At 70.4% G+C, this 24,782-nt stretch carries 18 protein-coding genes and 2 pseudogenes; 4 read left to right on the forward strand and 16 right to left on the reverse strand.

From position 1 onward, the window contains the following. Window positions 1–2 precede the first annotated feature (2 nt). Both B1L07_12290 and B1L07_12295 read right to left on the reverse strand, forming a co-directional pair. Window positions 3–1,265 carry a hypothetical protein gene (locus B1L07_12290; GenBank protein AUZ55732.1) on the reverse strand — a complete coding sequence of 421 codons (1,263 nt, stop codon included), beginning with the start codon at window positions 1,263–1,265 and terminating at the stop codon, window positions 3–5. Then, window positions 1,252–1,623, reverse strand: coding sequence for a BlaI/MecI/CopY family transcriptional regulator (locus B1L07_12295; protein AUZ56585.1), 372 nt, complete (start codon window positions 1,621–1,623; stop codon window positions 1,252–1,254). The genes B1L07_12290 and B1L07_12295 overlap by 14 nt, the downstream gene beginning before the upstream one ends. A 121-nt stretch (window positions 1,624–1,744) precedes the next feature. Between B1L07_12295 and B1L07_12300 the strand changes: the two genes are divergently transcribed. Beyond that, window positions 1,745–3,700 (forward strand): acetyl-CoA hydrolase, encoded by a 1,956-nt coding sequence (locus tag B1L07_12300; GenBank protein AUZ55733.1) that lies wholly within the window; start codon window positions 1,745–1,747, stop codon window positions 3,698–3,700. 388 nt (window positions 3,701–4,088) lie between these two features. On the opposite strand, the gene B1L07_12305 is transcribed toward B1L07_12300, so the two are convergent. Continuing rightward, entirely contained in the window at window positions 4,089–4,469 is a 381-nt protein-coding gene (locus B1L07_12305; GenBank protein AUZ55734.1) for a glyoxalase, read from the reverse strand. Window positions 4,470–4,798: 329 nt separating this feature from the next. On the opposite strand from B1L07_12305, the gene B1L07_12310 reads away from it, so the two are divergent. Continuing rightward, window positions 4,799–5,524: a hypothetical protein gene (locus B1L07_12310; protein ID AUZ55735.1), complete on the forward strand. Its 726-nt coding sequence runs from the start codon at window positions 4,799–4,801 to the stop codon at window positions 5,522–5,524. Between the two features lie 143 nt (window positions 5,525–5,667). On the opposite strand, the gene B1L07_12315 is transcribed toward B1L07_12310, so the two are convergent. The 13 genes and pseudogenes from B1L07_12315 to B1L07_12375 form a co-directional block, all read right to left on the reverse strand. After that, entirely contained in the window at window positions 5,668–7,674 is a 2,007-nt protein-coding gene (locus B1L07_12315) for a transketolase (protein ID AUZ55736.1), read from the reverse strand. Window positions 7,675–7,888: 214 nt separating this feature from the next. Further along, window positions 7,889–9,211, reverse strand: coding sequence for a dicarboxylate/amino acid:cation symporter (locus B1L07_12320; protein AUZ55737.1), 1,323 nt, complete (start codon window positions 9,209–9,211; stop codon window positions 7,889–7,891). Window positions 9,212–9,370: 159 nt separating this feature from the next. Continuing rightward, window positions 9,371–11,080, reverse strand: coding sequence for a hypothetical protein (locus B1L07_12325; protein ID AUZ55738.1), 1,710 nt, complete (start codon window positions 11,078–11,080; stop codon window positions 9,371–9,373). Beyond that, window positions 11,077–12,836 (reverse strand): annotated as a pseudogene (locus B1L07_12330) (hypothetical protein). Before B1L07_12330 ends, B1L07_12325 begins: the two are co-directional and overlap by 4 nt. Next, complete coding sequence (locus B1L07_12335; GenBank protein AUZ55739.1) at window positions 12,833–13,828, reverse strand: hypothetical protein; 996 nt, start codon at window positions 13,826–13,828, stop codon at window positions 12,833–12,835. Before B1L07_12335 ends, B1L07_12330 begins: the two are co-directional and overlap by 4 nt. Then, on the reverse strand, window positions 13,828–14,283 hold the full coding sequence (locus B1L07_12340; protein ID AUZ55740.1) for a hypothetical protein: 456 nt from the start codon (window positions 14,281–14,283) through the stop codon (window positions 13,828–13,830). Before B1L07_12340 ends, B1L07_12335 begins: the two co-directional genes overlap by 1 nt. Next, window positions 14,280–15,197 (reverse strand): ATPase, encoded by a 918-nt coding sequence (locus B1L07_12345; GenBank protein ID AUZ56586.1) that lies wholly within the window; start codon window positions 15,195–15,197, stop codon window positions 14,280–14,282. Before B1L07_12345 ends, B1L07_12340 begins: the two co-directional genes overlap by 4 nt. 74 nt (window positions 15,198–15,271) lie before the next feature. Further along, window positions 15,272–16,281: pseudogene (locus tag B1L07_12350) on the reverse strand (AAA family ATPase). 116 nt (window positions 16,282–16,397) lie between these two features. Beyond that, window positions 16,398–18,287 (reverse strand): fimbrial protein, encoded by a 1,890-nt coding sequence (locus tag B1L07_12355; protein AUZ55741.1) that lies wholly within the window; start codon window positions 18,285–18,287, stop codon window positions 16,398–16,400. 21 nt (window positions 18,288–18,308) lie between these two features. Then, complete coding sequence (locus tag B1L07_12360; GenBank protein AUZ55742.1) at window positions 18,309–18,845, reverse strand: fimbrial protein; 537 nt, start codon at window positions 18,843–18,845, stop codon at window positions 18,309–18,311. Further along, a complete protein-coding gene (locus B1L07_12365) occupies window positions 18,845–19,522 on the reverse strand; it encodes a fimbrial protein (protein AUZ55743.1) in 678 nt (225 codons plus the stop codon). Before B1L07_12365 ends, B1L07_12360 begins: the two co-directional genes overlap by 1 nt. After that, on the reverse strand, window positions 19,519–20,232 hold the full coding sequence (locus B1L07_12370; protein ID AUZ55744.1) for a fimbrial protein: 714 nt from the start codon (window positions 20,230–20,232) through the stop codon (window positions 19,519–19,521). Before B1L07_12370 ends, B1L07_12365 begins: the two co-directional genes overlap by 4 nt. Then, the gene (locus tag B1L07_12375; protein AUZ56587.1) at window positions 20,232–21,290 is read right to left on the reverse strand and encodes a pilus assembly protein PilM; all 1,059 of its coding nucleotides are present in this window, start codon (window positions 21,288–21,290) and stop codon (window positions 20,232–20,234) included. Before B1L07_12375 ends, B1L07_12370 begins: the two co-directional genes overlap by 1 nt. 218 nt (window positions 21,291–21,508) lie before the next feature. On the opposite strand from B1L07_12375, the gene B1L07_12380 reads away from it, so the two are divergent. Both B1L07_12380 and B1L07_12385 read left to right on the forward strand, forming a co-directional pair. Next, window positions 21,509–23,932 (forward strand): peptidase, encoded by a 2,424-nt coding sequence (locus B1L07_12380; GenBank protein ID AUZ55745.1) that lies wholly within the window; start codon window positions 21,509–21,511, stop codon window positions 23,930–23,932. 78 nt (window positions 23,933–24,010) lie between these two features. Further along, window positions 24,011–24,649: a hypothetical protein gene (locus tag B1L07_12385; protein ID AUZ55746.1), complete on the forward strand. Its 639-nt coding sequence runs from the start codon at window positions 24,011–24,013 to the stop codon at window positions 24,647–24,649. Window positions 24,650–24,782: the final 133 nt, after the last annotated feature.

Here is a 24,782-nt window from a genome sequence, read left to right on the forward strand (position 1 = left end):
CATCACTGCACGCTTCCCTTGCCGGCTGCGCGGCCCGCGCCCCGGTAGAAAAGAACCGGAACGCGCACCGTGCCGGCCACCGGCTTGCCGTCCTTGCGGGCCGGCGGGAATCGCCATCGGCGTGCGGCCTCCACCGCCGCTTCGTCGAGATCGGCGTGCCCCGAACCACGTTCGATCCTGACGTCGGTGGCGGTGCCGTCGGCCGCCACGTCGATCTGCAGCAGCAGCCTGCCGGCATGCGTGCCTGGCGGATAGCGCGGAGGCGACCGGCGGGCGAACGCGATGTTGTCGGCCTGGACCCCGGTCGGTTCCGTGTCACCGCGCGATGGTGCCGCCGACGCAGGCGCGGCGCTTGTGGCGAGCGCGTCGCTCGGCGCCGGTTGTGCGGCCCAGGCCGCAAAACCCAGCGCAAGGGATACCCCCGCGGCCAACAGCAGCATGCCGAACCATTGTCCCCTGCCGGGTACCGGACGCTTCAACATGGCGATGCGCTCCTTGAGCGGATGGCGGTCCTGCCAGTGGCAGCCCAGCGGCAACGACGACAGCGCCAGCCCGGTCTTGAGCATGGCGTTGCCATAGCTGCGGCGCGCGCCGTCGCTGCGCGCGATGACACGTTCGTCGCAGGAGAACTCCTGGTCCTCGCGGCAGCGACGCAGCGCCAGCGGCAGCAGCGGGTTGAACCAGTACACGCACTGCAGGGCCGCCAGCAGCGCATTGACCGCGATGTCACCGCGGCGCAGGTGCACCTGCTCGTGCAGCAGCACCAGCCGCTGCTCCTGCGCGGTGTAGCGGCGTTCGAAATCCGCCGGCAGCACGATGCGCGGCGGCCACAGGCCGAGCACGGCGGGCAGCCCGGCCGTTGCCTGCGCCTGCCACAGGCCATCGTCGCGGCGCCGCAGCGCCCCCAACCCACGGACGAACCGCCGTTGCTGGCGCAGCAATCCGGCCATCACCAGCAGCGCGCCGGCCAGCCAGGCGCCGCCCAGCATCGAGGTCCAGGGCAGCGATAGCGTCGATGAATGCCCCAGGACGGTGCGGGCGGCCGGCAGCACCGCGTCGATGGCGTGCACCGGCAGTACCGCCACGCGCGGCGCCGGCAGCAGCACGGCAACCATGGCCACCGGTACCGCCAGCCACAGCAGATAGGCCGCGCTGGCGCCCAGCCGGCGCCGCACCATGCCGCGCAGCGCCAGCACCGTCACCATCGCCACGCTGCCGGCCAGCGCGGTGGCCAGCAAGGCCCGCAACCCTTCAAGACTGATCATCGTCGAGCTCCTCCAGCAGCCTGCGCAGTTCGGCCACGTCGTCGCGGCTCAATTTCCGGTGCTGGCTGAAATGCGCCACCAGCGGCGCCACGCGCCCGTCGAACAGGCGCTCGAGCAGGCTGCTGCTTTCCTCCAGCAGCCACGCCTCGCGCGCCACCTGCGGTACATACAGATAGCGCCGCCCCTCTTTCGTCGCGCTGATCGCGCCCTTGTTGAGCAGGCGGTTGAGCAGGGTCTTGACGGTGGCCTCGGCCCAGCCGTTGCGGCCGCCCAGGCGGGCGACCACGTCCTCGGCGGAAAGCGGGTGCGACTCCCACAGGGCCTCCATCACCACCGCTTCGGCCTCGCTGATCCGGATCATGGTTTACGCCTGTAATTTTTATCGATTACACGAGTAAACGCATGCCCTGTCAAGCATGCCGACCACGGGTTCATCGCGCCGATGCTGTAATGCGGCTTCCCCCTGACGGCGCCCCGCCATGCCCCACCATGTGACCGACCCCGATGCCGCCGCGGCGTGGTTGCTGGCCCGCGTCGAAGGGCCGCTGCGCATCGCCGCGCCGCTGGCGCTGGGCAAGCCGCACCGACTGCTCAACGCACTCTACGCGCGCGTCGGGGTGGACCCGTCGCGCCCATTGCAGCTGTACACCGCGCTCTCGCTCGATCCGCCGCATGCCGCCGGCGATGGACTGGAGGCACGCTTCCTGCGTCCGTTCGTGGCGCGTCATTTCGGCGCGGACTTCCCGCGCCTGGCCTATGCACGCGACATGGCGCGTGATGCGCTGCCCGCGCATGTGCAGGTGGAAGAGTTCTACATGCAGTCCGGCGCGCTGCTGGGTTCATCGCAGGCACAACGTGCCTACACCAGCCTCAACTACACCCACGTCGCCGCCGCCTTGGCCCAGCGCGCACCGCACGCCATCGTGCAGAAGGTCGCGCGGCGCGAGGGCAGCACCCGGCTGTCGCTGTCGTGCAACAACGATCTCACCCAGGACACGATCGATGCAGTCATCGCGCGTGGCCTGCCACGTCCGCTGCTGATCGCCGAGATCGACCCCGAGCTGCCCTGGCTGGGCGGCAGCGCCACGGTCGACGCGGCGTTCTTCGACCTGGTGCTGACCCCGCCCGGGCCCTACCCGAAGCTGTTCGGCCTGCCGCGGCAGCCGGTCAACGATGCCGAGTACGCCATCGGCCTGTATGCCAGCACGCTGGTGCGCGACGGCGGCACCCTGCAGATCGGCATCGGCGCGCTGGCCGACGCGCTCAGCCACGCGCTGGTGCTGCGCCACACCGACAATGCCCGCTACCGACGGGTGCTGCACGCGCTCGATCCGACGCTGGCGGAGCATCCGCTGGTGCGCGAAATTGGCGGGCTGGAGCCGTTCGAAACCGGCCTGTACGGATGCAGCGAGATGCTCAACGAAGGCTTCCGCAAGCTGGTGCAGAGCGGCGTGATCCGGCGCAAGGTGCATGACGACCTGGCGCTGATGCAGCGCCTGGCCAACGGCAGCGCCTACACCGCCGACCACGCCCGGCTGGCCGAGGAAGGCGAGTATCTCCACGGCGCGTTCTATCTGGGCTCGCCGGAGCTCTACGACTGGCTGCGGCACCTGCCCGCCGACGAATGCCGGGCCATCGGCATGCGCCGCATCAGCGAGATCAACCAGCTCTATGGCGGCGACGAAACCCTGCAGCGGCTGCAGCGCCGGCAGGCGCGCTTCTTCAACTCCTGCATGATGGCCACCGCGCTCGGCGCGGCGGTGTCCGATGCGCTGGAGGATGGCCGCGTGGTGTCCGGCGTCGGCGGCCAGTACAACTTCGTGGCCATGGCGCACGCGCTGCCCGATGCGCGCAGTGTGTTGATGTTCCGCGCCGTGCGCGATGATGCGGGGAGTGCCCGGTGCAACGTGCGCTGGAACTACGGCCACACCACCATCCCGCGGCACCTGCGCGACATTTTCATCAACGAGTACGGCATCGCCGACCTGCGCGGCATCACCGACGAGGACTGCGTGGTCGCGATGGCCGGCATCACCGACGCCGCCTTCCAGGCGCCCCTGCTGCAACAGGCGAAGCGGGCGAAGAAGCTGGCGGCCGGCTTCGTCGCGCCCGCGCACTGGCAGCGCAATCGCGCCGCTGTCCTGTCCGCGGCGCTGGCGCCGTTCCGCCGCGACGGCAGCCTGCCCGACTACCCGCTGGGCAGCGATTTCACCCCGGTCGAGCAGGACCTGCTGCGCGCCCTGCAGTGGTTGAAGAGCAACACCGGCAGCACCGGTGGCAAGCTGCGCACCGTGCTTGCGGCCCTGCGCCAGCGACGCGGCGACAACGATGCCATGTACCTGCAGCGCATGGGACTTGAGCGGCCGGACGGTCCGGCCAGCTGGCTGGACACGCGCCTGCTGCGGCTGGCGCTGGCGCGCACCGCGCGGGCCTGACCACCGCGCGTCGCGCTCAGGCATCCGCGGCAATCGTTGGGTGCCGCGGGGATGTTCACCCGCTGGCCAGACGGATCATGTACGACGAACCGGCGCATGTCCCGGGGTTCGCGCGACGGCGCTTGTTCAAGGGCGATGCTGGTGGCACGGGTGCGGCGCAGCGCCTCGTCCAGGTCATCGGTTTGCACCGGCGCCTCCGATCCGCCTTCGATGGCGAAGCTCGGCTGCGTGGCCATGCGCGATGCGGCCGCCCAGGTGCGGATCCAGCCGTGGTCCATGACCGGCCCCCGCACAGGAACCGCGCGGCAGCACGCGTCGGCGGCGTCCAGCGGAGCACTGCGCAGGTGGCGACGCCAGGGGCCGCCTGCATCGGCTTGTCCGCGATGCGCTATTGCCCCGTCGGCGGCTCCCACAGTTCGACCTTGTTGCCCTCCGGGTCGATGACCCAGCCGAACTTGCCCTGCTCGGAGACTTCGGTCCGGTCGACGACGTCGCAGCCCTCGGCACGCAACGCCGGCAGCAGCGCATCCAGGTCGGCGACGCGGAAGTTGACCATGAAGGACGCCGTGCCTGGCGCCATGTAGGCCGTGTTGGCCGCGAACGGGCTCCAGATCGTCATGCCCGGCGCACTGCCCTCGCCACCCCACGGGAAGACCGCACCGTTCCAGTCACCGACATCGAGCCCGAGGTGGTCGCGGTACCAGGCTGCCAGCGCGGCCGGGTCCCTGGCCTTGAAGAAGATGCCGCCGATACCGGTCACGCGCTTCATGGTGCTTCTCCGGAAGAGCTCCCTGCGGGAGGCTATGTGGCCGCATGCTCGCATGCGCACGGACTGCGGGCCAGCAGGCGCGGCGCCGACGCCAGGTGGGCTTAGGCGATCCATTACTGAACGAAGCCACAATCCCGGGAGCATTCCACGTGCCCTTGGCCGCTGCGCAACCGGATTAGGAGGCACCTGCTGCAATACTGCCCAGGCGCGGTCGGACGCAGCGCTCGAGCGGCCACGCGACCGAAGGACCTGCCTGAGAGCGCCTCGCCACCTGACCGGAGCCGGGAATGGACAATCGCATCCGTTTGTATCTTCTTGCTTTTCCGCTGGTGCTGGGCTGCATGCACAGCGTTGCCGCGCACGCCGCGGCCGACGATCCGCTGGAAGACCCCCGGCTGCATGCGTCTGGCTTTCTTTACGGCCATCCGGATCTCAAGCACCGCAAAAACGGGCTGGAGAACCGCGACAGTGGCCATGACGCCGCGGCATTCCTGCAGTTCCAGCAGGCTGCGCGCTATGGCGACAAACCCTCGCAGGCCGTAGTGGCCGAAATGCTGTGGGAAGGCAAGGGCACCAAACAGGATCGTCCGTTGGCATACGTGTGGATCGATCTGGCCGCAGAACGGGGATACCGTGGATTCATGGCGCTGCGAGAACGCTATTGGGCAGCACTGGACGAGAGCGAGCGTGCCCAGGCGATCGAGCGGGGGCCGCGTGTCTTCGAGCAGTATGCCGACAGCGTGGCCCGTCCGCGGCTGGCGCGCGTCATGCGCAGGGTGCGCAACGCATCCACCGGCAGCCGTACGGGAATGCAGACCAGCATGCGCATGTACGCTGGCCCTCCAGGCTCGGAACAGATGGATGATGGCTACCTGCATGCCGACCGCTTCTGGAACCCGGACAGCTATCAGGCATTGATGGATCGCGCATGGTCCAAGCGCCGGATTGGCTCGGCGCGCCATAGCGAGATAAAGGCGCTCTCCGACGACCTGCCGCGCTCTCGGATACGCCCGCCAGCGCAGCTGGTGTCGGCTGATGAACCATCGGGACGCTGAACCACCCTGTTCCGCACCTTCCGCGTCAGCACGGGCTGGGAGCGCGGCGTGCACATACCCGAGGCCCACCTTGCTGTCAGGGCCTGGAACGAGGAAGCCGGGGCTATGCCCCGGCTTCCCATGACGGAGCCGCAGAGCGACGCTTACTGCGCCAGCTGCGCCCGGGCCGCGGCGACCACCGCCTCGGTGGTGATGCCGAAGTGCTGGTACAGCTTGTCAGCCGGGGCCGAGGCACCGAAGCTGTCCAGCCCGACCACCGCGCCATCCAGGCCCACATACTGGCGCCAGAAACCGGTGACGCCGGCTTCCACCGCCACGCGTGCGCGCACCGCGTGCGGCAGCACCGACTCGCGGTAGGCCGCGTCCTGGCGGTCGAACACGTTGGTCGACGGCATCGACACCACGCGGGTCTTGATGCCGGCCGCGTCCAGCTCGGCCTTGGCGGCCATGGCCAGGCCCACTTCCGAGCCGGTGCCGATCAGGATCACGTCCGGCGTGCCGGCGGCGTCGGCCAGCACGTAGCCGCCGCGTTCGATCAGCTTGACCTGCTCGGCGCTGCGCGGCTGCGGAGCCAGGTTCTGGCGACTGAAGATCAGGCAGCTGGGGTTGTCACGGCGCACGATCGCCGCCTTCCAGCTCACCGCCGACTCGGTGGCGTCGCACGGGCGCCAGACGTCGTTGTTGGGGATGTAGCGCAGCGAGGCGATGTGCTCGACCGGCTGGTGGGTCGGGCCGTCCTCGCCAAGGCCGATGGAGTCGTGGGTGAACACGTGGATGACCTGCGCCGGGATCAGCGCGCTCATGCGCAGCGCGTTGCGGGCGTAGTCGCTGAACACCAGGAAGGTGGCGTCGAACGGCAGGAAGCCGCCGTGCAGCGCCAGGCCGTTGGCGATCGCGCTCATGCCGAACTCACGCACGCCGTAGTGCACGTAGTTGGCCTGCGGGTCCTCGCCGACCACGGTGTGCGCGCCCTTCCACAGGGTCAGGTTGGAGCCGGCCAGGTCGGCCGAGCCGCCGACGATTTCCGGCAGCAGCGGCGCGAACGCCTGGATCGCGTTCTGCGAAGCCTTGCGCGAGGCGATGGTCGGCGCCTCGGCCTGCACCTGGGCGATATAGGCATCGGCGCGGGCGATGAAGTCGGCCGGCAGCTCGCCATGCGAGCGGCGGGTCAGCTCCCCGGCCTCGGCCGGGAACTGCGCGGCGTACTTGTCGAACAACTGCTCCCATTCGGCCTGGCGCAGGGTGCCGGTGCCGCCCGCGCGCCAGCCGGCGTAGATCTCCTCGGGAATCTCGAACGGGCCATACGGCCAGTCCAGCGCCTTGCGGGTGGCGTCCAGCTCGTCCTTGCCCAGCGGCGCGCCGTGGCTGGATTCCTGGCCGGCCTTGTTCGGCGAACCAAACCCGATGGTGGTCTTGCAGCAGATCAGGGTCGGCCTGTCGAACTGCGACAGCGCCGCGTCGATGCCCGCCTTGATGCTCTCCGGGTCGTGGCCGTCGACGCCACGCACCACGTTCCAGCCGTAGGACTCGAAGCGCGCCGGGGTGTCGTCGGTGAACCAGCCTTCCACTTCGCCGTCGATGGAGATGTTGTTGTCGTCCCAGAAGCAGACCAGCTTGCCCAGGCCCCAGGTGCCGGCCAGCGAGGCGGCTTCGTGCGAGATGCCTTCCATCAGGCAGCCGTCGCCCATGAACACCCAGGTGCGGTGGTCGACGACTTCGAATTCCGGGCGGTTGTAGCGCTGCGCCAGCAGCTTTTCGGCGAGCGCGAAGCCCACCGCATTGGCGAAGCCCTGGCCCAGCGGGCCGGTGGTGGTTTCCACGCCCGGGGTTTCATGGCGCTCCGGGTGCCCGGCGGTCCTGCTGCCGAGCTGGCGGAACGCCTTGAGCTGCTCGATCGGCAGGTCATAGCCGCTCAGGTGCAGCAGCGCGTACTGCAGCATCGAGCCGTGGCCGTTGGACAGCACGAAGCGGTCGCGGTTGAACCACTTCGGGTTGTTCGGGTTGTGCCGGAGGTAGTCGTTCCAGAGCACTTCGGCGATGTCGGCCATGCCCATCGGCATGCCGGGGTGGCCGGAGTTGGCGGCTTGCACCGCATCGGCGGCGAGGAAACGGATGGCGTTCGCCAACTGGCGGCGGGTGGGCTGCGTCATGGTTCGTCGGGTCGGGAGGCTCCCGCGGAGCTGCGGGCGGCCTATTGTCCCACAGAGCACCGGGCAGGTCAGGCCGGCGGCGGCACGGCGCGGGGCATGCGCAAGGCCCCGGGCGGCATGCCGGTGCCGGCGGCGGGCACCGGCATGCGGCAGGCGGGGAAAAACGCGAAGGCCGCCCTTGGGCGGCCTTCGTGGCATCCGTTTCGCCGGCGGCTCAGTGGTGGCCGGCGTTGTCCGCCACTTCCGGCACTTCCTCGTCGGTCACGCCGCTGCGGTGCGAGACCACCACCGCGGTGGCGAGGTCGCCGGTGACGTTGAGCGAGGTGCGGCACATGTCCAGGAAGGTGTTGACGCCCAGGATGATGCCGATGCCCTCGGGCTTGATGCCGATGATGCCGCAGATCATCGCGATCACCGGCAGCGAACCGGACGGGATGCCGGCGGTACCGATGCCGCCGAGGATGCACAGCAGCAGCACCATCAGCTGCTGCGGCATGCCCAGGTGCAGGCCGTAGACCTGCGCCAGGAACAGCACGGTGATGCCTTCGAACAGCGCGGTGCCGTGGTGGTTGGCGGAGGCGCCGACGGTCAGCACGAAACGCGAGACCTTGCGCGGCAGCTTCAGGTTCTCCTCGGCCACGCGCAGGGTCACCGGCAGCGTGGCCGACGAGGAGGCGGTGGCGAAGGCGGTCAGCGTGGCTTCCTGGGTGCCGCGGAAGAAGCTGCGCGCCGACATGCCGCCCAGCAGCCGCACCCACAGCGGCAGCACGATGAAGCCGTGGATGGCGATCGCCAGCAGCACGGTCACCACGAACCACATCAGGCTCTGGATCACGTCCCAGCCGAGCCGCGCGGTCAGGTTGAACATGAAGGCCGCCACCGCGAACGGCGCCAGCTTGATGAACATGCCGATCAGGTGCATGCACACCTCGAACAGGCCCTGCACGGCGTTCTTGAACGCGGTGGTGCCCGCGGTCGGCTTCATCACCAGGCCGATGCCGATCATCAGCGCGAAGAACACGATGCCCAGCTTCTTGCTGTCGTCGCCCATCGCGTTGACGATGTTGTGCGGCACGATGTTGACCAGCAGGTCCATCAGCCGCAGTTCGTTGCCCTTGCTGACGATCTCACCGGTCTTGGCGCTGCTCATGGCCTGTTCGACCAGGGCCGGCTCCATGTGCGTGCCGGGCTGCAGCAGGTTGACGCACAACAGGCCGATGCCGACCGCCAGCGCGGTCACCACCGCGGTGTAGTTCAGGGTTTTCCAGCCCAGCCGGCCCAGCGAGGCGATGTCGCCCAGCTCGGCCACGCCCAGCACCAGCGCCGAGAACATCAGCGGCACCACCAGCATGAACAGCAGGTTGAGGAAGATCTGCCCGAACGGCTGGGTGACGTAATCGATGGTGGTGTTCACCCACGCCGCATCGGCGGAAGTGGCGTGCGCCACCAGGCCCACGATGGTGCCCAACATGAACCCCAGCAGCACTTTGATGTGCAACGGCATGGAGGGCTTGCTTGACGCGTGGGCGTGGGGCATGCGGCGGTACTCGCGGGCGAAAGATCGCGTAGCTTAACAAAAGCTGCACAGCCGCCAACCCTGCCATTTGGCCCGGTCCCGGGGGTACCGGGACGATGCGTCGGGGCGCCTCCGCAGCCGTCCCGGCACCGGCGCCACGGCGGCGATCCGCGCGATCGATCAGCCGGATCCCTGCCCCGGATAGAGCGGTGGCAGCGGTGATGGCGGGGCATCGGCCCGCGCCCGCCATGCCGGTCCGTTGGCGAACGCGGCGCGCAGCGCGGTGCGTGCCGCGGACCCGCTGCCACCGGCCCAGCGGGCGCGGCGCAGGGCTTCCAGTGCCTCGCGTTGTGCCGCGCTGTCCAGGCGCGCGGCCAACGCATCCAGGTCGACGACCGGCGGCCGGGCCAGGCCGCGCAGCGCCTGCTCGACGTCATCCAGGTCGCCGGTGTCCAGCGCGCGCCTGAAATCGGCCAGCGAATGCGTGCCCGCGCCAGCGTCGCCCTGCCCGCTGTCACCCTGCTCGCTGTCGCCTGGCCTCCGCGGGCGCTGGCTGGGCGGCTGGCGCCGCCGGGTCAGTGCCCAGACCAGGGTCAGCAGCCACAGCAGCGCGAACCCCGCCGCCAGCAGCGGCCACGGCGACGTGGGCAGCAGCCGGGCGCCGGCCACCGCGATGGCGCGCTCGCCGGTGGCCGCCGGCGGCGCGACCGTGGCGGCGGGCGCATCCGGCGCCGGCACCGCGGCTGCCGCGCCGGTCCCCGGCGCCACCTCCAGGCCCAGGTTAGGCAGTGCCGCGGTCCTGGCCTCGGCGGCGCCCACGTCCCACCAGCCCAGGCGCAGGCCCTGCACCTGCAGCGGGCCCGGCACCTGCGGCACGATGGAGTAGCGCCGCGTCAGCTTCAGCCGCGGGCTTCCGCCATCGAAGGTTTCGTCGTACTGCGGCGGCTCGGCGAACACCTGCGCGGCGTCGCCCAGGGCCGGCACCGGCAACTCCGGAAACTGCGCACGCGTCGCGCCGACCGCGGTGGCCTCCACCTGCAGCGTGAACGCCTGCCCGACCTGCGCCGACTGCGGCGCGGCGGTGTAGCGCAGGCGCAGGTCCTTCAATGGCAGCCATGGCTGCGGTGCGGCATCGGGCACCGCGCGCACCTGCAGGGTCTGGTCGGCCGCGCGGGCACTGAGCGCGCCGGTACCACGGCCGAGCAGATCGTCGAACAGGCCGCCGGCGCCGCGACCGCTGAAGCGCGCGCCCTGCAGCCGCAGCGGGCCGCTGCGTTCGGGAATCAGCAGGAAGCGCCGCTCGACCACGTTGTAGCGGCGGCCACCGACGTCATGCGACGAGGTGCGGTCCTCGCCGACCCGCTGCAACGAGGCCGAAGCCGGCGTGGCCAGGTCCAGCTCGCCGGACGCCAGCTGGGTCGCGAAGAACAGCCGGACCACCACGCCCACGCTCTGCTGCACGTACGGCTGTGGATCGTCGACCTCGGTTTCCACGAAGGCCACCGCGTCGCCGGCGCTGGCCACCGGGGCGGGATCGACCCGCAGTTGCAGCGGCGCCGTCCGCGCCGCGCCGACGCGCAGGGCCGGCACCTGCAGCGCGCCGCTGCGCCGTGGCGTAAGCACCACGCCGAACAGCGCGGTAGTGCTGACGCTGCCATTGACCAGCCGCGCCTGCCGGCCGCTGGTACGCCCGCCCAACGCGAAATCGGCCTGCAGCGGCGCGTAGTCCGGTGCCGCGCCGGGCTGGTCGGTCTCGATGTTGAGGGTGACCACGTCGCCTTCGCCGATGCGGTCACGGTCCAGCCATGCGCGGGTCTGCGCCTGCACGCTGGCGGCGCAGGCCAGCAACACCCACAACCCCACCTTCATGAGAACGCTTCGCCGCTTCATTGCCCTTCCCGCCTGCGCCGCTCGTATTCGAGCTGGAACTTCGCCTTCAACAGATCGCCCGGCTCATCGGGCACGCGCTGCATCCATGCCTCGATCGCCTGCCGCCGCTCGCGCTCCTGCGGGCTCATCGCCGCCTGCGCCGCGCGCTTTCCGGGGTCGCCGTCGCCGCCCGGCTGCCGGCGCAGCGCCTCGGCCATGCGCTCGCGCTGGGCCCGGTCGGCCTGCTGCTGGCCGCGGGCATCTTCCGCCTGCGGCGCCTTCGGCGCCGTATCGGCCGCGGGCTGGCCCTGTCCCGGCCGCGGCGGCGCGTGCTTCGGCTGCGACGGCGATTGCCCCTGTTGCGACGGGGCCTGCGATGGTGGCGGCTGCGACTTGCCGTCCTGTGACTGGCCGGGCGATGACTTGCCCTGCTGCGTTTCGGGCGTGTTCTGCTGGCCGCCCCCTGCGGGCCTGGCGGTGGCTTGCGCCTGCGCGCGGCATCGACCGCGGCGCGGTTGGCCTTTGCGTCGTCCATGCCCGGCCGCAGTGCCAATGCGCGGTCGTAGGCGGCGATCGCCTCGTCGTAGCGACCCTGCCGCGCCAGCGCGTTGCCCAGGTTGTACCAGCCCTGTTCGCTGTCGACGCCCTCGAAGCGGCGCTGGGCAGTGGCGAAATCGCCCTTGCGGTACGCCTCGACGCCTTCGGCCAGGCGCTGGTGCTCGTGCTGGTCCGCGCGCTGCCACCAGCCGCCGCGTTCGGCCGCATGTGCCGGCATGGCCAGCGGCAGCCACAGGCCCAGCGCCAGCGCCGCCAACGCCTGCCGGCGCCGCCGGAACGCCAACAGCGCGACCAGCATCAGCGGCGGCAGCAGCCAGTAGCCTTCGTCCTGCCAGGCGGTGCCGGTGCGGCCGGCACGCTCGCCGGGGGCGGCCTGCGGCTGCAGCACCGCCAGCGCCTGCAGGTCGGTGTCGCCGGCGGAAAGCCGCGCGTAGCGACCGCCGCCGGCGAGCGCCAGCGCACGCAACGACGGTTCGTCCAGCCAGGCATGGCCGATGCGTCCCTCGCGGTCGCGATAGGCAGCCCCCGCCGGCGTACCCAGCCCCAGCACCGATACCGGGTAGCCGGCCGCGCGCAGGCGTGCGGCTTCGGCGGCGGCGCCCGCATCGGCGCGGTCGCTCAGCAGCAGGATCGCGCCGTCGCGCGCACCGGCCTGGCGCAGCAGGCTGCCGGCCCATTCCAGCGCCTTGCCGGCGTCCTGCCCGTCCACCGGCATGACCTCCGGCGCCAGTGCGTCGAGGAACAGCGCGACGTTGGCCGCGTCATCGGTCAATGGCGCCACGGTGAACGGCTCGTCGGCATACGCGACCAGCGCCACTTCGCCACCGCGGCGCTCGCGCAGCAGCAGCGCCAGTTTCGCGCGCACCTGCAGCAGCCGGCTCGGCGGCAGGTCGGCCGCGCCGGTATGGCTGGACAGGTCCAACACCACGACCAACGGCATCTTCGATTCCCACAGCGGCTGCTCCACCTGGCGCCAGCTCGGCCCGGCCAGGGCCAGCACCGCCAGCAACAGGCCGACCGGTACGGCCAGCCATCTGCCGCGGGCGCGGCGGCCGCCATCCGCCAGCAGGTGCGGCAGCAGGTGCGCGTCCACCGCGCTGCGCCAATCGCCACGCCGGCGCCGCCGGTACCAGCCGCCCAGCAACACGGCCGGCACCAACAGCAGCGCCCACAGCCAATCCGGGCGGATGAAATGCAGGCTGTTCCAGAACGCGATCACCGGCGCCGCTCCGGCCAGGCCAGCGCCAGCAGGCCCAGCAGCAGCGCCGCCGCCAGCGGCCACGCATACCGTTCCAGCCGCGGACGCAGCGCCGGTCCGGCGCTGCGCACCGGCTCCAGGCGATCCAGTTCGGCATAGATGCCGACCAGCTCGCCGGTATCACGCGCGCGGAAGAAGCGCCCGCCGGTGTCCCGGGCAATGCGCGCCAGCGTGTCCTCGTCGATCGGGTCCTCCGCGCCCGGCAGCCGCATGCCGAACAGCGATACCCCGCCGTTGCCGCCGAACGCGATGGTATGCACGCGCACGCCCTCAGCCCTGGCCAGTTCGGCCGCCTTCAGCGGGTCGATTACGCCGGCGGTGTTGACGCCGTCGGTGAGCAGGATCAGCACGCGCTGGCCTTCGGGTTGCCCGCGCAACCGCTTGACCGCCAGGGCGATGGCATCGCCCAGCGCGGTCTCGCGCCCGGCCAGCCCGACCACGCTGTCGCGCAGCTGTTCGCGCACGCTGGCGCGGTCGCGGGTCAGCGGGGTCAGCGCATAAGCGCGCTGACCGAACACCAGCAGGCCGATGCTGTCGCCCTCTCGGCGGTCGAGGAAGTCGGCCAGTACCGCCTTCGCGGCCGTGAGTCGATCCACCACGCGGCCGCCGAGCAGCATGTCGCCCTCGCTCATGCTGCCGGACAGGTCCACGGCCAGCATCATCTGCCGCGTCTGCCGCGGCGGTTCGACCGCATCGCCCAGTTGCTGCGGTCGCGCGGCGGCCGCGCACAGGCACAGCCACGCCAGCCACAGCAGCAGGGTGCGCGGCCACGGCCCATGCCGGTGCGCCGCTGTTGCCTGCAACCGCGCCGGCGGCCAGGGCACCCGCAGTGCCGGCCCATTGCCGGCCGCGCGTGGCCACAAAGCCATCAGCAGCGGCAGCGGCACCGCCAGCCACAGCCAAGGCCAGGCGAACTCCGGCAGGCCGCCCAGCAGCGCGTGCAGGCGCTCCATCACCGGCGCCGCTCCATCAGGTCGACGAAACGCCCGCGCGCCAGCGCGCAGGCGCGCGTGGCCTGGGCCTCGTCGACCTGGCGGCGGAAGCCACCGTCGAGCAGCAGCCGACCCTCGCCCTGGCTGAAATCGCGGCGCGCCGGCCCGTCGAGGAACCGCAGCCAGGCCTCGCCCTGCAACAGCGCGGCCGCCGGGTCGCAGCGACGCGCCGCGCGCCGCAGCAGGTCCGAGGCCCGGCCGACGCGCGCGGCTGGAGCGGATGCCGCCGCCAGCGCCGCATCGAACAGCGATTGCCAGCGCCGCCGCCGGTGCCGGCGACGCAGCCGCAGTGCCACGAACACGGCAAGCCCGAGCAGCAGGACGCCCAGCAGCAGCCACCAGCCTGGCGCCGGCGGCCACACGCCCGGCGCAGCCGGCAGGTGCACGTCGCGCAGCGGCAACGCGGTGGCGATCACCGGCCGCTCCGCGCCGCGGTAGGCGCCAGCCAGGCGTCGCTGGCGTCGTCCGATGCCAGCACCTGCACCTGGATCCTGCGCCCGGGCAATGACCGGCACAGCGCTTCCACCGGGGCGACGAACGCCGCGTGCCAGGCATCGCGCGTGGCGCCGGCGGCCAGGTCCAGCTCCATGCGCGCGCCCGGCGCCAGCACCGGCAACACGCAGTGGGGCGGCCGCATCTCCAGCGGATCGACCAGCAGCAGCAGGCGTACGTCCACGTGCATCGACAGCGCCGACCAGGTGGCCGGGGCCACGGCAAGGGCGCTGCCCGGGTCGGCCAGCACCAGCACCCGCGCGCCCGGGTGCAGCAGGCGCGCCGCACGCTCGAGTGCCGGCTGCAGGCCTGCGTCATCCACTGCCGCCGCGCCGTACCAGCGCACCAGCGCATCGAGTACGCGCAGGACCCCGCGCATGCCCCCGGCCGGCGGCACCAGCGCGGCCCCTCCGCCCGCGCACAGCGCCGCCACGCGGTCGCCGTCGCGCAGCGCCGACCAGGCCGCGACCGCGCCGGCGCGCGCGGCCTGCACCGACTTGAACCGCACCCGGGTGCCGAAGTACAGCGCCGGTGCGGTATCGGCCACCAGCAGGGTCAGCCGTTCGCGCTCGGCCTGGAAGGTCTTGGTGTGGGTGAAGCCGGTGCGCGCACTGAGTTTCCAGTCGATGTGGCGGGCATCGTCGCCGGCCACGTACTCGCGCGATTCGGCATATTCCATGCCGCGCCCACGCTGCGCGGAGAGCGCGCGCGCGGACGCGCCGCGCCGGCCGCGACGCGGGCCACGCGCCGGCATCGCCGCACGCCGCAGCGCGATCAGCTCGGCCAGCGAAGGGGCGATGCCCTCGGTCGCGGGGAGCCGGGAACCGGGGGCCGCGATGGCGTCTCCGCCAGCGGCCGACCGGGCGGACGACACCGCCGTCGGCTTGGCCCCGTTCCCCGCAACCGGCTGGATCACGGCAACGGCACGCGGTCGAGCAGCGCCGCGACCAGGCGCTCGCCGTCCCAGCCCTCGGCGGCCGCCTCATAGCTGGGCAGGACCCGGTGGCGCAGCACGTCCGGCGCCACTGCGCGCACGTCGTCCGGGGTCACGTAGTCGCGCCCGGCCAGCCACGCCTTGGCCCGCGCGCAGCGCTCCAGGGCAATGGACCCGCGCGGACTGGCCCCCAGGCGATGCGGCGGGCCAGCGAGGCGTCGTAGGCCGAGGCGTCGCGCGAGGCCAGCACCAGCTCCACCAGATAGCGTTCCAGCTGCGGCGCCATGTGCAGTTCCAGCACCGCCCGTCGTGCCTGTTCGACCTGCGCCAGCGACAGCTTCCGCACCTGCACTGGCGTCGCATCCATCTCGCGCAGCGCGCGCTCGCGGGCCAGCCGCAGGATGTCGACCTCCGCGGCGGCATCGGGATAGCCGATGCGCACGTGCATCAGGAAACGGTCCAGCTGCGCCTCGGGCAGCGGGAACGTGCCTTCCTGTTCGATCGGGTTCTGGGTGGCCATGACCAGGAACACCGGCGGCAACGGATAGGTCGTCCGCCCTACCGTCACCTGGCGCTCGCCCATCGCTTCCAGCAGCGCCGACTGCACCTTGGCCGGCGCGCGGTTGATCTCGTCGGCCAGCAGGATCGGATGGAACACCGGGCCCGGCTGGAACTCGAAGCGGCCTTCTTGCGGGCGCCAGATGTCGGTGCCGGTCAGGTCTGCCGGCAGCAGGTCGGGAGTGAACTGGATGCGCGCGAAGCGCGCGTCGATGCGCGCGGCCAGCGCGCGGATCGCGGTGGTCTTGGCCAGCCCGGGCGCGCCTTCCACCAGCAGGTGGCCATCGGCCAGCAACGCCACCAGCAGGCGTTCGACCAGGACCGACTGGCCGACGATCTCGCCGGCCAGGGCGTCGCGCAGGGCGATGAAAGCGGCATGCAGGCCGGACTCATCGGCCGGCGGCGGGGGCAGGTGCGGGGTGTGGTCCATAGGTGCAGTTTGACCGATCCACGCTGGAATGGTTCACCGGCACGCCGGTGGCCGCGGAGCGCAAACGAAGAGGCCGCCCTGCGGCGGCCTCCCGTGCTCTTGCGGATGGACCCGGTTCAGTGCGGCTTGGCGACGCGCAGGATCTTCGGCGTCACGAACACCAGCAGCTCGGCCTTGTCCTTGGCGCGGCCGCGCTTCTTGAACAGATTGCCCAGGAACGGCACGTCGCCCAGGAACGGCACCTTCGCCACGCTGCTGCGGTCGTTGAACTCGTACACGCCGCCGATCACCACCGTCTGGCCATCGTCCACCAGCACCGCGGTATTGATCTCGCGGCGGTTGATGATCGGCACGGTGCCGAAGTCGGTCACGTCAAGGAATCGGTCGATCTCGTCCTTCTTCACATTCATGTTGAGGAACACGCGGTTGTCCTGGGTGATGGTCGGGGTGACCTTCAGTTCCAGCAGCGCTTCCTTGAACTGCACGTTGGCCGTGGGCGCACCGCCGGCACCACCACCGCCGGAGATGGTGACGTAGCCGATCTCCTTGCCCTGCTTGATCACGCCTTCGCGCTGGTTGGCGGTGACGATGCGCGGATTGGAGACCACCTCGCCGCGGCCCTCCTCCTGCATCGCCGACAACTCGACGTCCAGGGCGAAGTTGGCACCCAGCAGGGTATAGGCGATCGCGCCGGCCGGGCTTTCGGTATAGCTCTTCGCGGGCAGATTCACGTTTAGCCCTTCGTTGCTCACTATGCCGTTGTTGATGATGCTGCTGTTGCCGCCAAGCGAGCCGCTGATGGCCTGGGTGCGGTCACCGATGCGACGCCCCTGGATGCCGAACTTGGCGCCCAGGTCACGTGCGAAGGTGTCGGAGGCGATGACGATGCGGCCTTCGATCAGCACCTGGTCGACCGGCCGGTCGATCACCGCGATCAGCTCGCGCATCTGCGCGATCTTCTTCGGGATGTCGCTGATCATCAGCGTGTTGGTGCGCTCGTCGGCGACGATCATGCCGCGCTTGGACAGGAAGCCGTTCTCGTGCTGCGAGCCGCCGCCGGTGCCACCACCGCCGGCGCCGGCGTTGCCGATGCCCTTGGCTTCGGTCAGGGCTTTGAAGATCGCCTCGGCGCTGTGGTAGTTGATCTGGATGTAATCGGTGGCCAGGTTCTCGCGCTCTTCGATCGCGATGCGGGCGTCTTCCTTGTCCTGCTCGAACTTGGCCAGCTCCGGCTGCGGCGCCACCCAGATCACCCCGCCGTCGCGGCGCTTGTCCAGGCCCTTGGCGCGCAGGACGATGTCCAGCGCCTGGTCCCACGGCACATTGACCAGGCGCAGGGTCACGTTGCCCTGCACGGTGTCCGAAGCGACCACGTTGAGGTTGGATTCCTCGGCGATCAGCTGCAGCACGGTGCGTACCGGCACGTCCTGGAAATTGAACGTCACCGGGCGGCCGCTGTAACCGCGCGCGGCCACGGTGGCCGCGGCCTGGGCCACGGTCTGCGCGGTCACCGCACCGGTCGCCGACGGCGCCTGGCGTGGCGAGATCTCCACCACGTACTCGTTGCCGGACTGGTAGGCCAGCGACTCGAACGCCCCCTGGGTGCTCAGCACCAGCTGCGAGCCATGGCCCGACGGGCGGGCGTCGATGCGTTGCACCGGGGTGGCGAAATCGACCACGTTCAGCGGCCGCTGCAGCGCGGCCGGCAGGGTCGCATTGCCCATGTCGACCACGATGTCATTGCCCTGGGTCCTCAGGTCCGGGCTGGCGCCCTGGCCGTCGAACTGCAGGATCAGGCGGCCGGCGCCGTCGTCCCCGCGCTTGAAATCCACCTTGGTGACCGCCACGGTCGCCGCGGGCTGCGCGGCGGCGGCCGGGGCGAGGTCGGCGGCGAAGGCCGCGAACGGAGAGCCGCAGGCCAACGCCAGCGCAACTCCCAGTGCGCGGGCATTGACCATCGCATGGCGCCGGGCGGGACGCAGGCTCAGGGCTTTGGAAAAAGTCATCGTGCTATCCCCAATAATCATTCATCGATCGTCAAGCGCCAGCGAGGCCGGGCGTTCCAGCCAGCCGCCAGCGCCATCGGGCACCAGTTCAATCAGCTCAATGCCGTCCTCGCGCACACTGGTGACGCGGCCATCGCTCTGCCCCAGGTACACCCCCGGACGGACGCGGTAGGTCACCTTGTCCGGCCCCATCACCAGCGCGACCATGGCCGCGCCCTTGCCGATCGTCCCGACCATGTCCAGGCTGTCCAGCGGGAAAGCCTCCAGCGGCTCCTTGCGGCGGTTCGGGTCCGGGCGCAGGGCGCTGTTGCCGTCGGCGCTGGCCCAGGCATCGCTGAACGGATCGCGCAGCCCCTGTGCGGAGTATTCGAAGGTCTCGAACTGCTGCATCACCGGCAGCGGCTCCAGTGGCGTGGCCGGGCGCGCACGTACGTCCGCCACCCACTTCTCGAGATTGGGCGCATCGCCCGGGGTGCTGGTGATGCCGCGCGAACAACCGCTCGCGGCCAACAGCAGCAGCACCGCGCAGAGCGCCCGGATGCGGAGGGAACCCTTCATCACTTGCCCCCCTTCTTGCGCGCCGCTTCTTCGTCGGCGGCCTTCTTTTCCTGGTCCGCCAGCTCGTTGTCGTCCAGGTAGCGGTAGGTCTTGACCGTGCCCGACAGCTCCAGCGCACCGCTGCGCGCGGAGATGCCGGCCTTGGGATCCTTCGGCTTCAGGTTGATGTCGTGCATGGTCAGGATCACCACGCGCGGCAGCGAGGCCACGCCGCTGACGAAGGCGCCGAACTGGTGGTAGCTGCCCACCAGGCGCAGCGCGATCGGCTTCTCCGCGTAGAACTCCTTGAGCTGCTCGTCGCCCGGCTTGAACAGTTCGTTGTTCAGCCCGCTGGACAGCGCGGTCTGCGACACGTCGATGATCAGGTCAGGCATCTCGGTCTTGCTCGGCAGCTGGCGCAGCATCTGCTGCAGCACCTGCTCCATCTGCGCGAGCTGCTGCTTGAGCGGCTCGAGGTTGACCGCGCGCTGCTGCTCCTTCTCGAAGCTGGCGCGCAGTTCCACTTCCTTGGCTTCCAGCCCTTCCAGCTCCTCGGCCGTACCGCGGATCACCAGCAGGTAGGACAGGCCCAGGATCAGCAGCGCCAGCAGCGCGCAGAACACCAGCTTCGGACCCTGCGGCCAGTTGCCGATGTTGTTGAGGTCCAGATTGTTGAAACTGCTCTTCTTCTGGCTCACGGGCGGGCCTCCTTCTGCGCCGTGTCGGCGGCCGGAGCCGGCGCGGCGGGGGCCGGCGCTGCCGGGTCGGCGGCCGCTGCCGGCGTGGCGGCGGGCGCTGCGGCGTCGGCATTCGGCGCCACGTTGCCCTGCGCCGCGTTCTCACCCGGCGCCGGCAGTTTCACCTTCAGGGTGAAGACGTACGGCAGCGACTTGATGTCCACCGCAGAGCCCGACGGCTCCTGCGCCTTGGCCTCGATCACCGACAGCTCCGGATTGGACATCCAGCCCGAGCTTTCCAGGTTGCGCATGTAGGTGCTGACCCGCGCGTTGGACTGGGTGCGGCCTTCCAGCGTCAGCGTCTCGCCTTCCTGCTTGAGCGCGGTCAGCACCACGCCATCGGGAATGGTGCGCACCAGCGCGTCGAACAGGTGCACCATCTGCGAGCGCTTGCCCTGCAGTTCCTCGATGACCTGCTTGCGGTCGAGCAGACGCTTCTTCTGGCTGTCGAGCCGGTCGATCTCCTTGTTCTGCTCCTTGACCTTGGCGATTTCGGCCTCGAGGTAGGCATTGCGTTCGTTCTGGCCGCTGACCTGGCCGTCGTAGTAGAAGTACAGCAGCAGCGACATCAGCACGCCGGCGACGGCGGCCAGGCCGAGCATGGTGTAGAACTCGCGCTGGCGCTGTTTGCGCCGTTCGGCGCGCCATGGCAATAGATTGATGCGTGCCATCAGTCGAACCCCCGCAGGGCCAGGCCGGTGGCGATCATCAGCGCCGGGGCGTCCTGGGCCAGCGCATGCGCCTGCACCTTCTGCCCCAGCGTCATCTGCGCCAGCGGATTGGCCACCGACGTACTCACTCCCAGCTGTTCCTCGACCATCACCGGCAGCCCCGGCAGCGACGCGCAGCCGCCGGCCAGCACGATGTGGTCGACGCGATTGAACTCGCTGCCGGCATAGAAGAACTGCAGCAGGCGGCCGATCTGCTGGACCGTGGCCTCCTTGAACGGCTCCAGCACTTCCACCTCGTAGCTCTCGGGCAACCCGCCCTGGCGCTTGGCCAGCCCGGCTTCCTCGTAGCTCAGGCCGTAGCGGCGCATCACCTCGTCGGTGAGCTGCTTGCCGCCGAACACCTGTTCGCGGCTGTACAGGCTGCGACCGCCGCGCAGGACGTTGAGCGTGGTCATGGTGGCGCCGATGTCCACCAGCGCCACGACGCCGTCGCTGGCCACCGGCAGCTCGCTGGCCACCAGCGCGAAGGCGTTCTCGATGGCGAACGCTTCCACGTCCATGACCTTGGCCACCAGCCCGCCGAGCTCCAGCGCCGACTGGCGCAGTTCGACGTTCTCCGAACGCGAGGCCGCCAGCAGCACCTGGACCATTTCCGGGTTGTTGGGCACCGGCCCGAGCACCTCGAAGTCCAGGCTCACTTCCTCGATCGGGTACGGGATGTAGTTCACCGCCTCCAGCTCGACCTGGGCTTCCATGTCGGCCTCGTCCAGGTCCGCCGGCATCGGGATCACCTTGGTGATCACCGCCGAGCCGGCGACCGCGGCGGCCGCGCCCTTGGCGCGGGTTCCCGAGCGGGCCACCGCACGGCGTATGGCTTCGCCGACCGCCTCGACCTCGACGATGTTCTTTTCCACCACCGCATTGGGCGGAAGCGGTTCCACGGCGTAGTGTTCCACGCGAAAACGATTGCCGCTGCGGGCAAGCTGAAGCAGCTTCACCGCAGTCGAGCTGATGTCAACACCGATGATCGGTGGTTGACTCTTTGGGATAAGCCCCACGGTTTCTCCCCTGCCGACGGGCACTTGGACGCACTTGTTGCGCCCGCGCATTAATAATGAATTTCTGGTGATTGGCAACCGCTCCGCGCGCAGGCCGAGAAATCCGTCACGCCATCAGAGCCATCCCCGACCCCCATCTCCCCAGGGGACGGCCCCAGCCGTTCCCCCGCGTACTCTATACTCTGCGGCCACGAAATCCGCAATCGGGATCCTGCTTGATGCCCCGTTTCCGTCGCTGGCTGCGCTGGCTGCTGGCACTGTGCGTTGCCCTTGCCCTGGTCGGCGCCATCGCCGCGGGCGCTCTCTATTACGTGGTTTCCTCGAAGCTGCCCGACGTGCAGGCCCTGCGCGAGGTGGAGCTGCAGGAGCCGATGTACGTGCATGCCAGCGATGGCAAGCTGATGGCCGTGTTCGGCGAGACCCGGCGCTACCCGGTCGAGATGAAGGACGTGCCCGAGCGCCTGAAGCAGGCGTTCCTGGCCACCGAGGACGCGCGCTTCTACGAACATGGCGGAGTCGACTACAAGGGCATCGCCCGCGCGGTCTGGCTGCTGGCCACCACCAGCGACAGGCGCGTGCCGGGTGGCTCGACCATCACCCAGCAGGTGGCCCGCCAGTTCTTCCTCAGTTCCGAGTACAGCTACACCCGCAAGCTGGCCGAGATCCTGCTCGCGCGCAGGATCGAGAGCGAGCTGAGCAAGGACGAGATCTTCGAGCTGTACCTGAACAAGAGTTTCTTCGGCAACCGCGCCTATGGCATCGGCGCCGCCGCCGAGTACTACTACGGCAAGAAGCTGGGCGAACTGGACCTGGACGAGATGGCCTCGCTGGCCGGCATTCCCAAGTTCCCGTCCAGCGGCAACCCGATCAGCAATCCCGAGCGTGCCCGCCAGCGCCGCGACAACTACGTGCTGCAGCGCATGGCCGACCTGGGCTTCATCAGCCAGGCCGAGGCCGACGCGGCCAAGGCGGTGCCGATGCATGCCAGCCCGCACGAGCCGCCGATCGAGGTCAACGCGCCCTACGTGGCGGAAATGGTCCGCCAGGAAATGATCGCCCTGCATGGCGGCGACGTGCTCAACAAGGGCTACCGGGTCACCACCACCATCGACAGCCAGGCGCAGGAAGCGGCCAACATCGCCGTCCGCGATGGCCTGCTGCTGTACGACCACCGCCACGGCTGGCGCGGCCCGGAACAGCATTTCGACGTCGCCGCGGAGGCCGATGCCGCCGCGCTGGCCCGCCACCTCGCCGCGATCCCCGCGCAGTCCGGGCTGCTGCCGGCGATCGTGTCGGCGGTCCACGCCGATGGCGGCATCAGCGTGGTGCTGGCCGACCGCACCGAACTGGTCCTGCCGGTGGCCGCCAGCCGCTGGACCACGCGCGCGCCGGCCAAGCTGGCCGCGCGCGGCGACGTCATCCGCGTGCGTGCCGGCGACAAGGAAGGCGAGTGGCTGATCGAACAACTGCCGCTCGGCCAGGCCGCACTGGTCTCGCTCGACGCCGGCAACGGCGCCCTGCGTGCCCTGGTCGGCGGCTTCAGCTTCGCTGGCAACAAATTCAACCGCGCCACCCAGGCCCGGCGCCAGCCCGGCTCCAGCTTCAAGCCGTTCCTGTACGCGGCCGCGTTCGACAAGGGCTTCAACCCGGCCTCGATCGTACTCGACGCGCCGGTGGTGTTCCGCGACCGCCGCGGCAAGACCTGGGAGCCGAAGAACGACGGCGGCGGCTTCCGTGGGCCGATGCGCCTGCGCGAGGCACTGGTGCAGTCGCGCAACCTGGTGTCGGTCCGCCTGCTGGACAGCATCGGCGTGGATTTCGCACGCAAGTACATCAGCGAGTTCGGCTTCCAGGAAGCCGAATTGCCGCCGAACCTGTCCATGTCGCTGGGCACCGCCTCGCTGACGCCGCTGTCGGTCGCGCGCGGCTATGCGGTGTTCGCCAATGGCGGCTCGCGGGTCGACACCTGGACCATCGACGAGGTCAAGGACCGCGACGGCAACGTGGTGTTCAAGGCCAATCCGGCGCTGGCCTGCCGCGGCTGCGGCGGCGCCGCCGGTGGCACGGCGCCGGCCAGCCAGGTGGTGGACGGCTTCAACTTCGGCGCCGAAGCCGCGCCCGTCCCGGCCAGCGCCGATGCCGGCACCGGCACCCAGGCCGAACCGGTGGCGCCCAATCCCGACGCCCGCACCGCGCCGCGCGCGATCGACGAGCGCACCGCCTACCAGTTGGTGTCGATGATGCGCGACGTGGTCCAGCGCGGCACCGGCACCGCGGCCAAGGTGCTGGGGCGCGAGGACGTGGGCGGCAAGACCGGCTCGACCAACGACCACCGCGATGCGTGGTTCTCCGGCTTCGGCGGCCCCCTGGCCACCACGGTGTGGGTCGGCCGCGACGACTTCCGCTCGCTGGGCTACCGCGAGTACGGTGGCCGCGCCGCGCTGCCGATCTGGATCGACTACATGCGCGTGGCGCTGAAGGATGCGCCGATCGCACGCAACGACCCGCCCTCGGGCATGGTCCAGGCGACCCTCAACGGCGCCACCGAATGGATCAAGGTCGAGGACCTGGACCGGATGCAGGAGTTCGATTTCGACCAGCACGACCCGCAGGCCGACGACGCCGCGTTCGATATCTTCTGATCCACCCCGGAAAGGCGGCGCGCCGCCTTTCCGTACCGGCCCGCGATCCGGCGGGCCGCCGACAAGGGGAGAACCGCGATGCCACGCCCGGCACCCAACGCGCAGCGCGGCAGCCGCGAGCGGCAGCTGATCGCCCAGGAGGCGGCCCGCCTGGTCCGCGAGAGCGGCATCCACGATCTCGACCAGGCGCGGCGCAAGGCGGCCAGCCGCCTGGGCATCCACGACGAAGCGCTGTGGCCGCGCCAGGCCCAGGTGGAAGAAGTGCTGCGCGAGCAGCAGCGGCTGTTCGACGCGCACGCGCAGCCGACGGCGCTGCGCCAGCGCCGCGAATCGGCCGTGCAGGCCATGCAGTTCCTGCAGGCCTTCCAGCCACGCCTGGGCGGGGCCGTATTGGCCGGCACCGCCAATGCGTCCACGCCGGTGGTCCTGCACCTGCATTGCGACGACCCCGATGCGGTGCAGCGCTTCCTGCACGACCAGCGCATTCCCGCCGAGGCGCGCACGTCGCTGCTGCAACTGGCCGGGCACACCTCGCGGCAACCCTATCCGCGCTGGGAATTCGCCGCCGACGGCATCGCCTTCGAATTGATCGTGCTGCCCGAAGACGCACTGCGCCACCCGCCGGTTTCCAGCGACGACGGCAAGCCGCTGCCGCGGGCGACACTGGCGCAGCTGCGGCAATTGCTGGCCGGCGCACAGGGGCAATCGGCGCCCTGAGCTGCGGCGGCGGCCTGCCTGCGCACTTTCCCTGCGTCCGCACACGCCTGGCGCCGGAGACGTTTGTTGCCCCCGGGGCATGAGCATCGACGGACGAATGCCGGAAACCGCTCTATGGCGGTTTTGGTTCCCC

This window comes from Stenotrophomonas acidaminiphila, assembly GCA_002951995.1.
GTDB lineage: Bacteria > Pseudomonadota > Gammaproteobacteria > Xanthomonadales > Xanthomonadaceae > Stenotrophomonas > Stenotrophomonas acidaminiphila_A.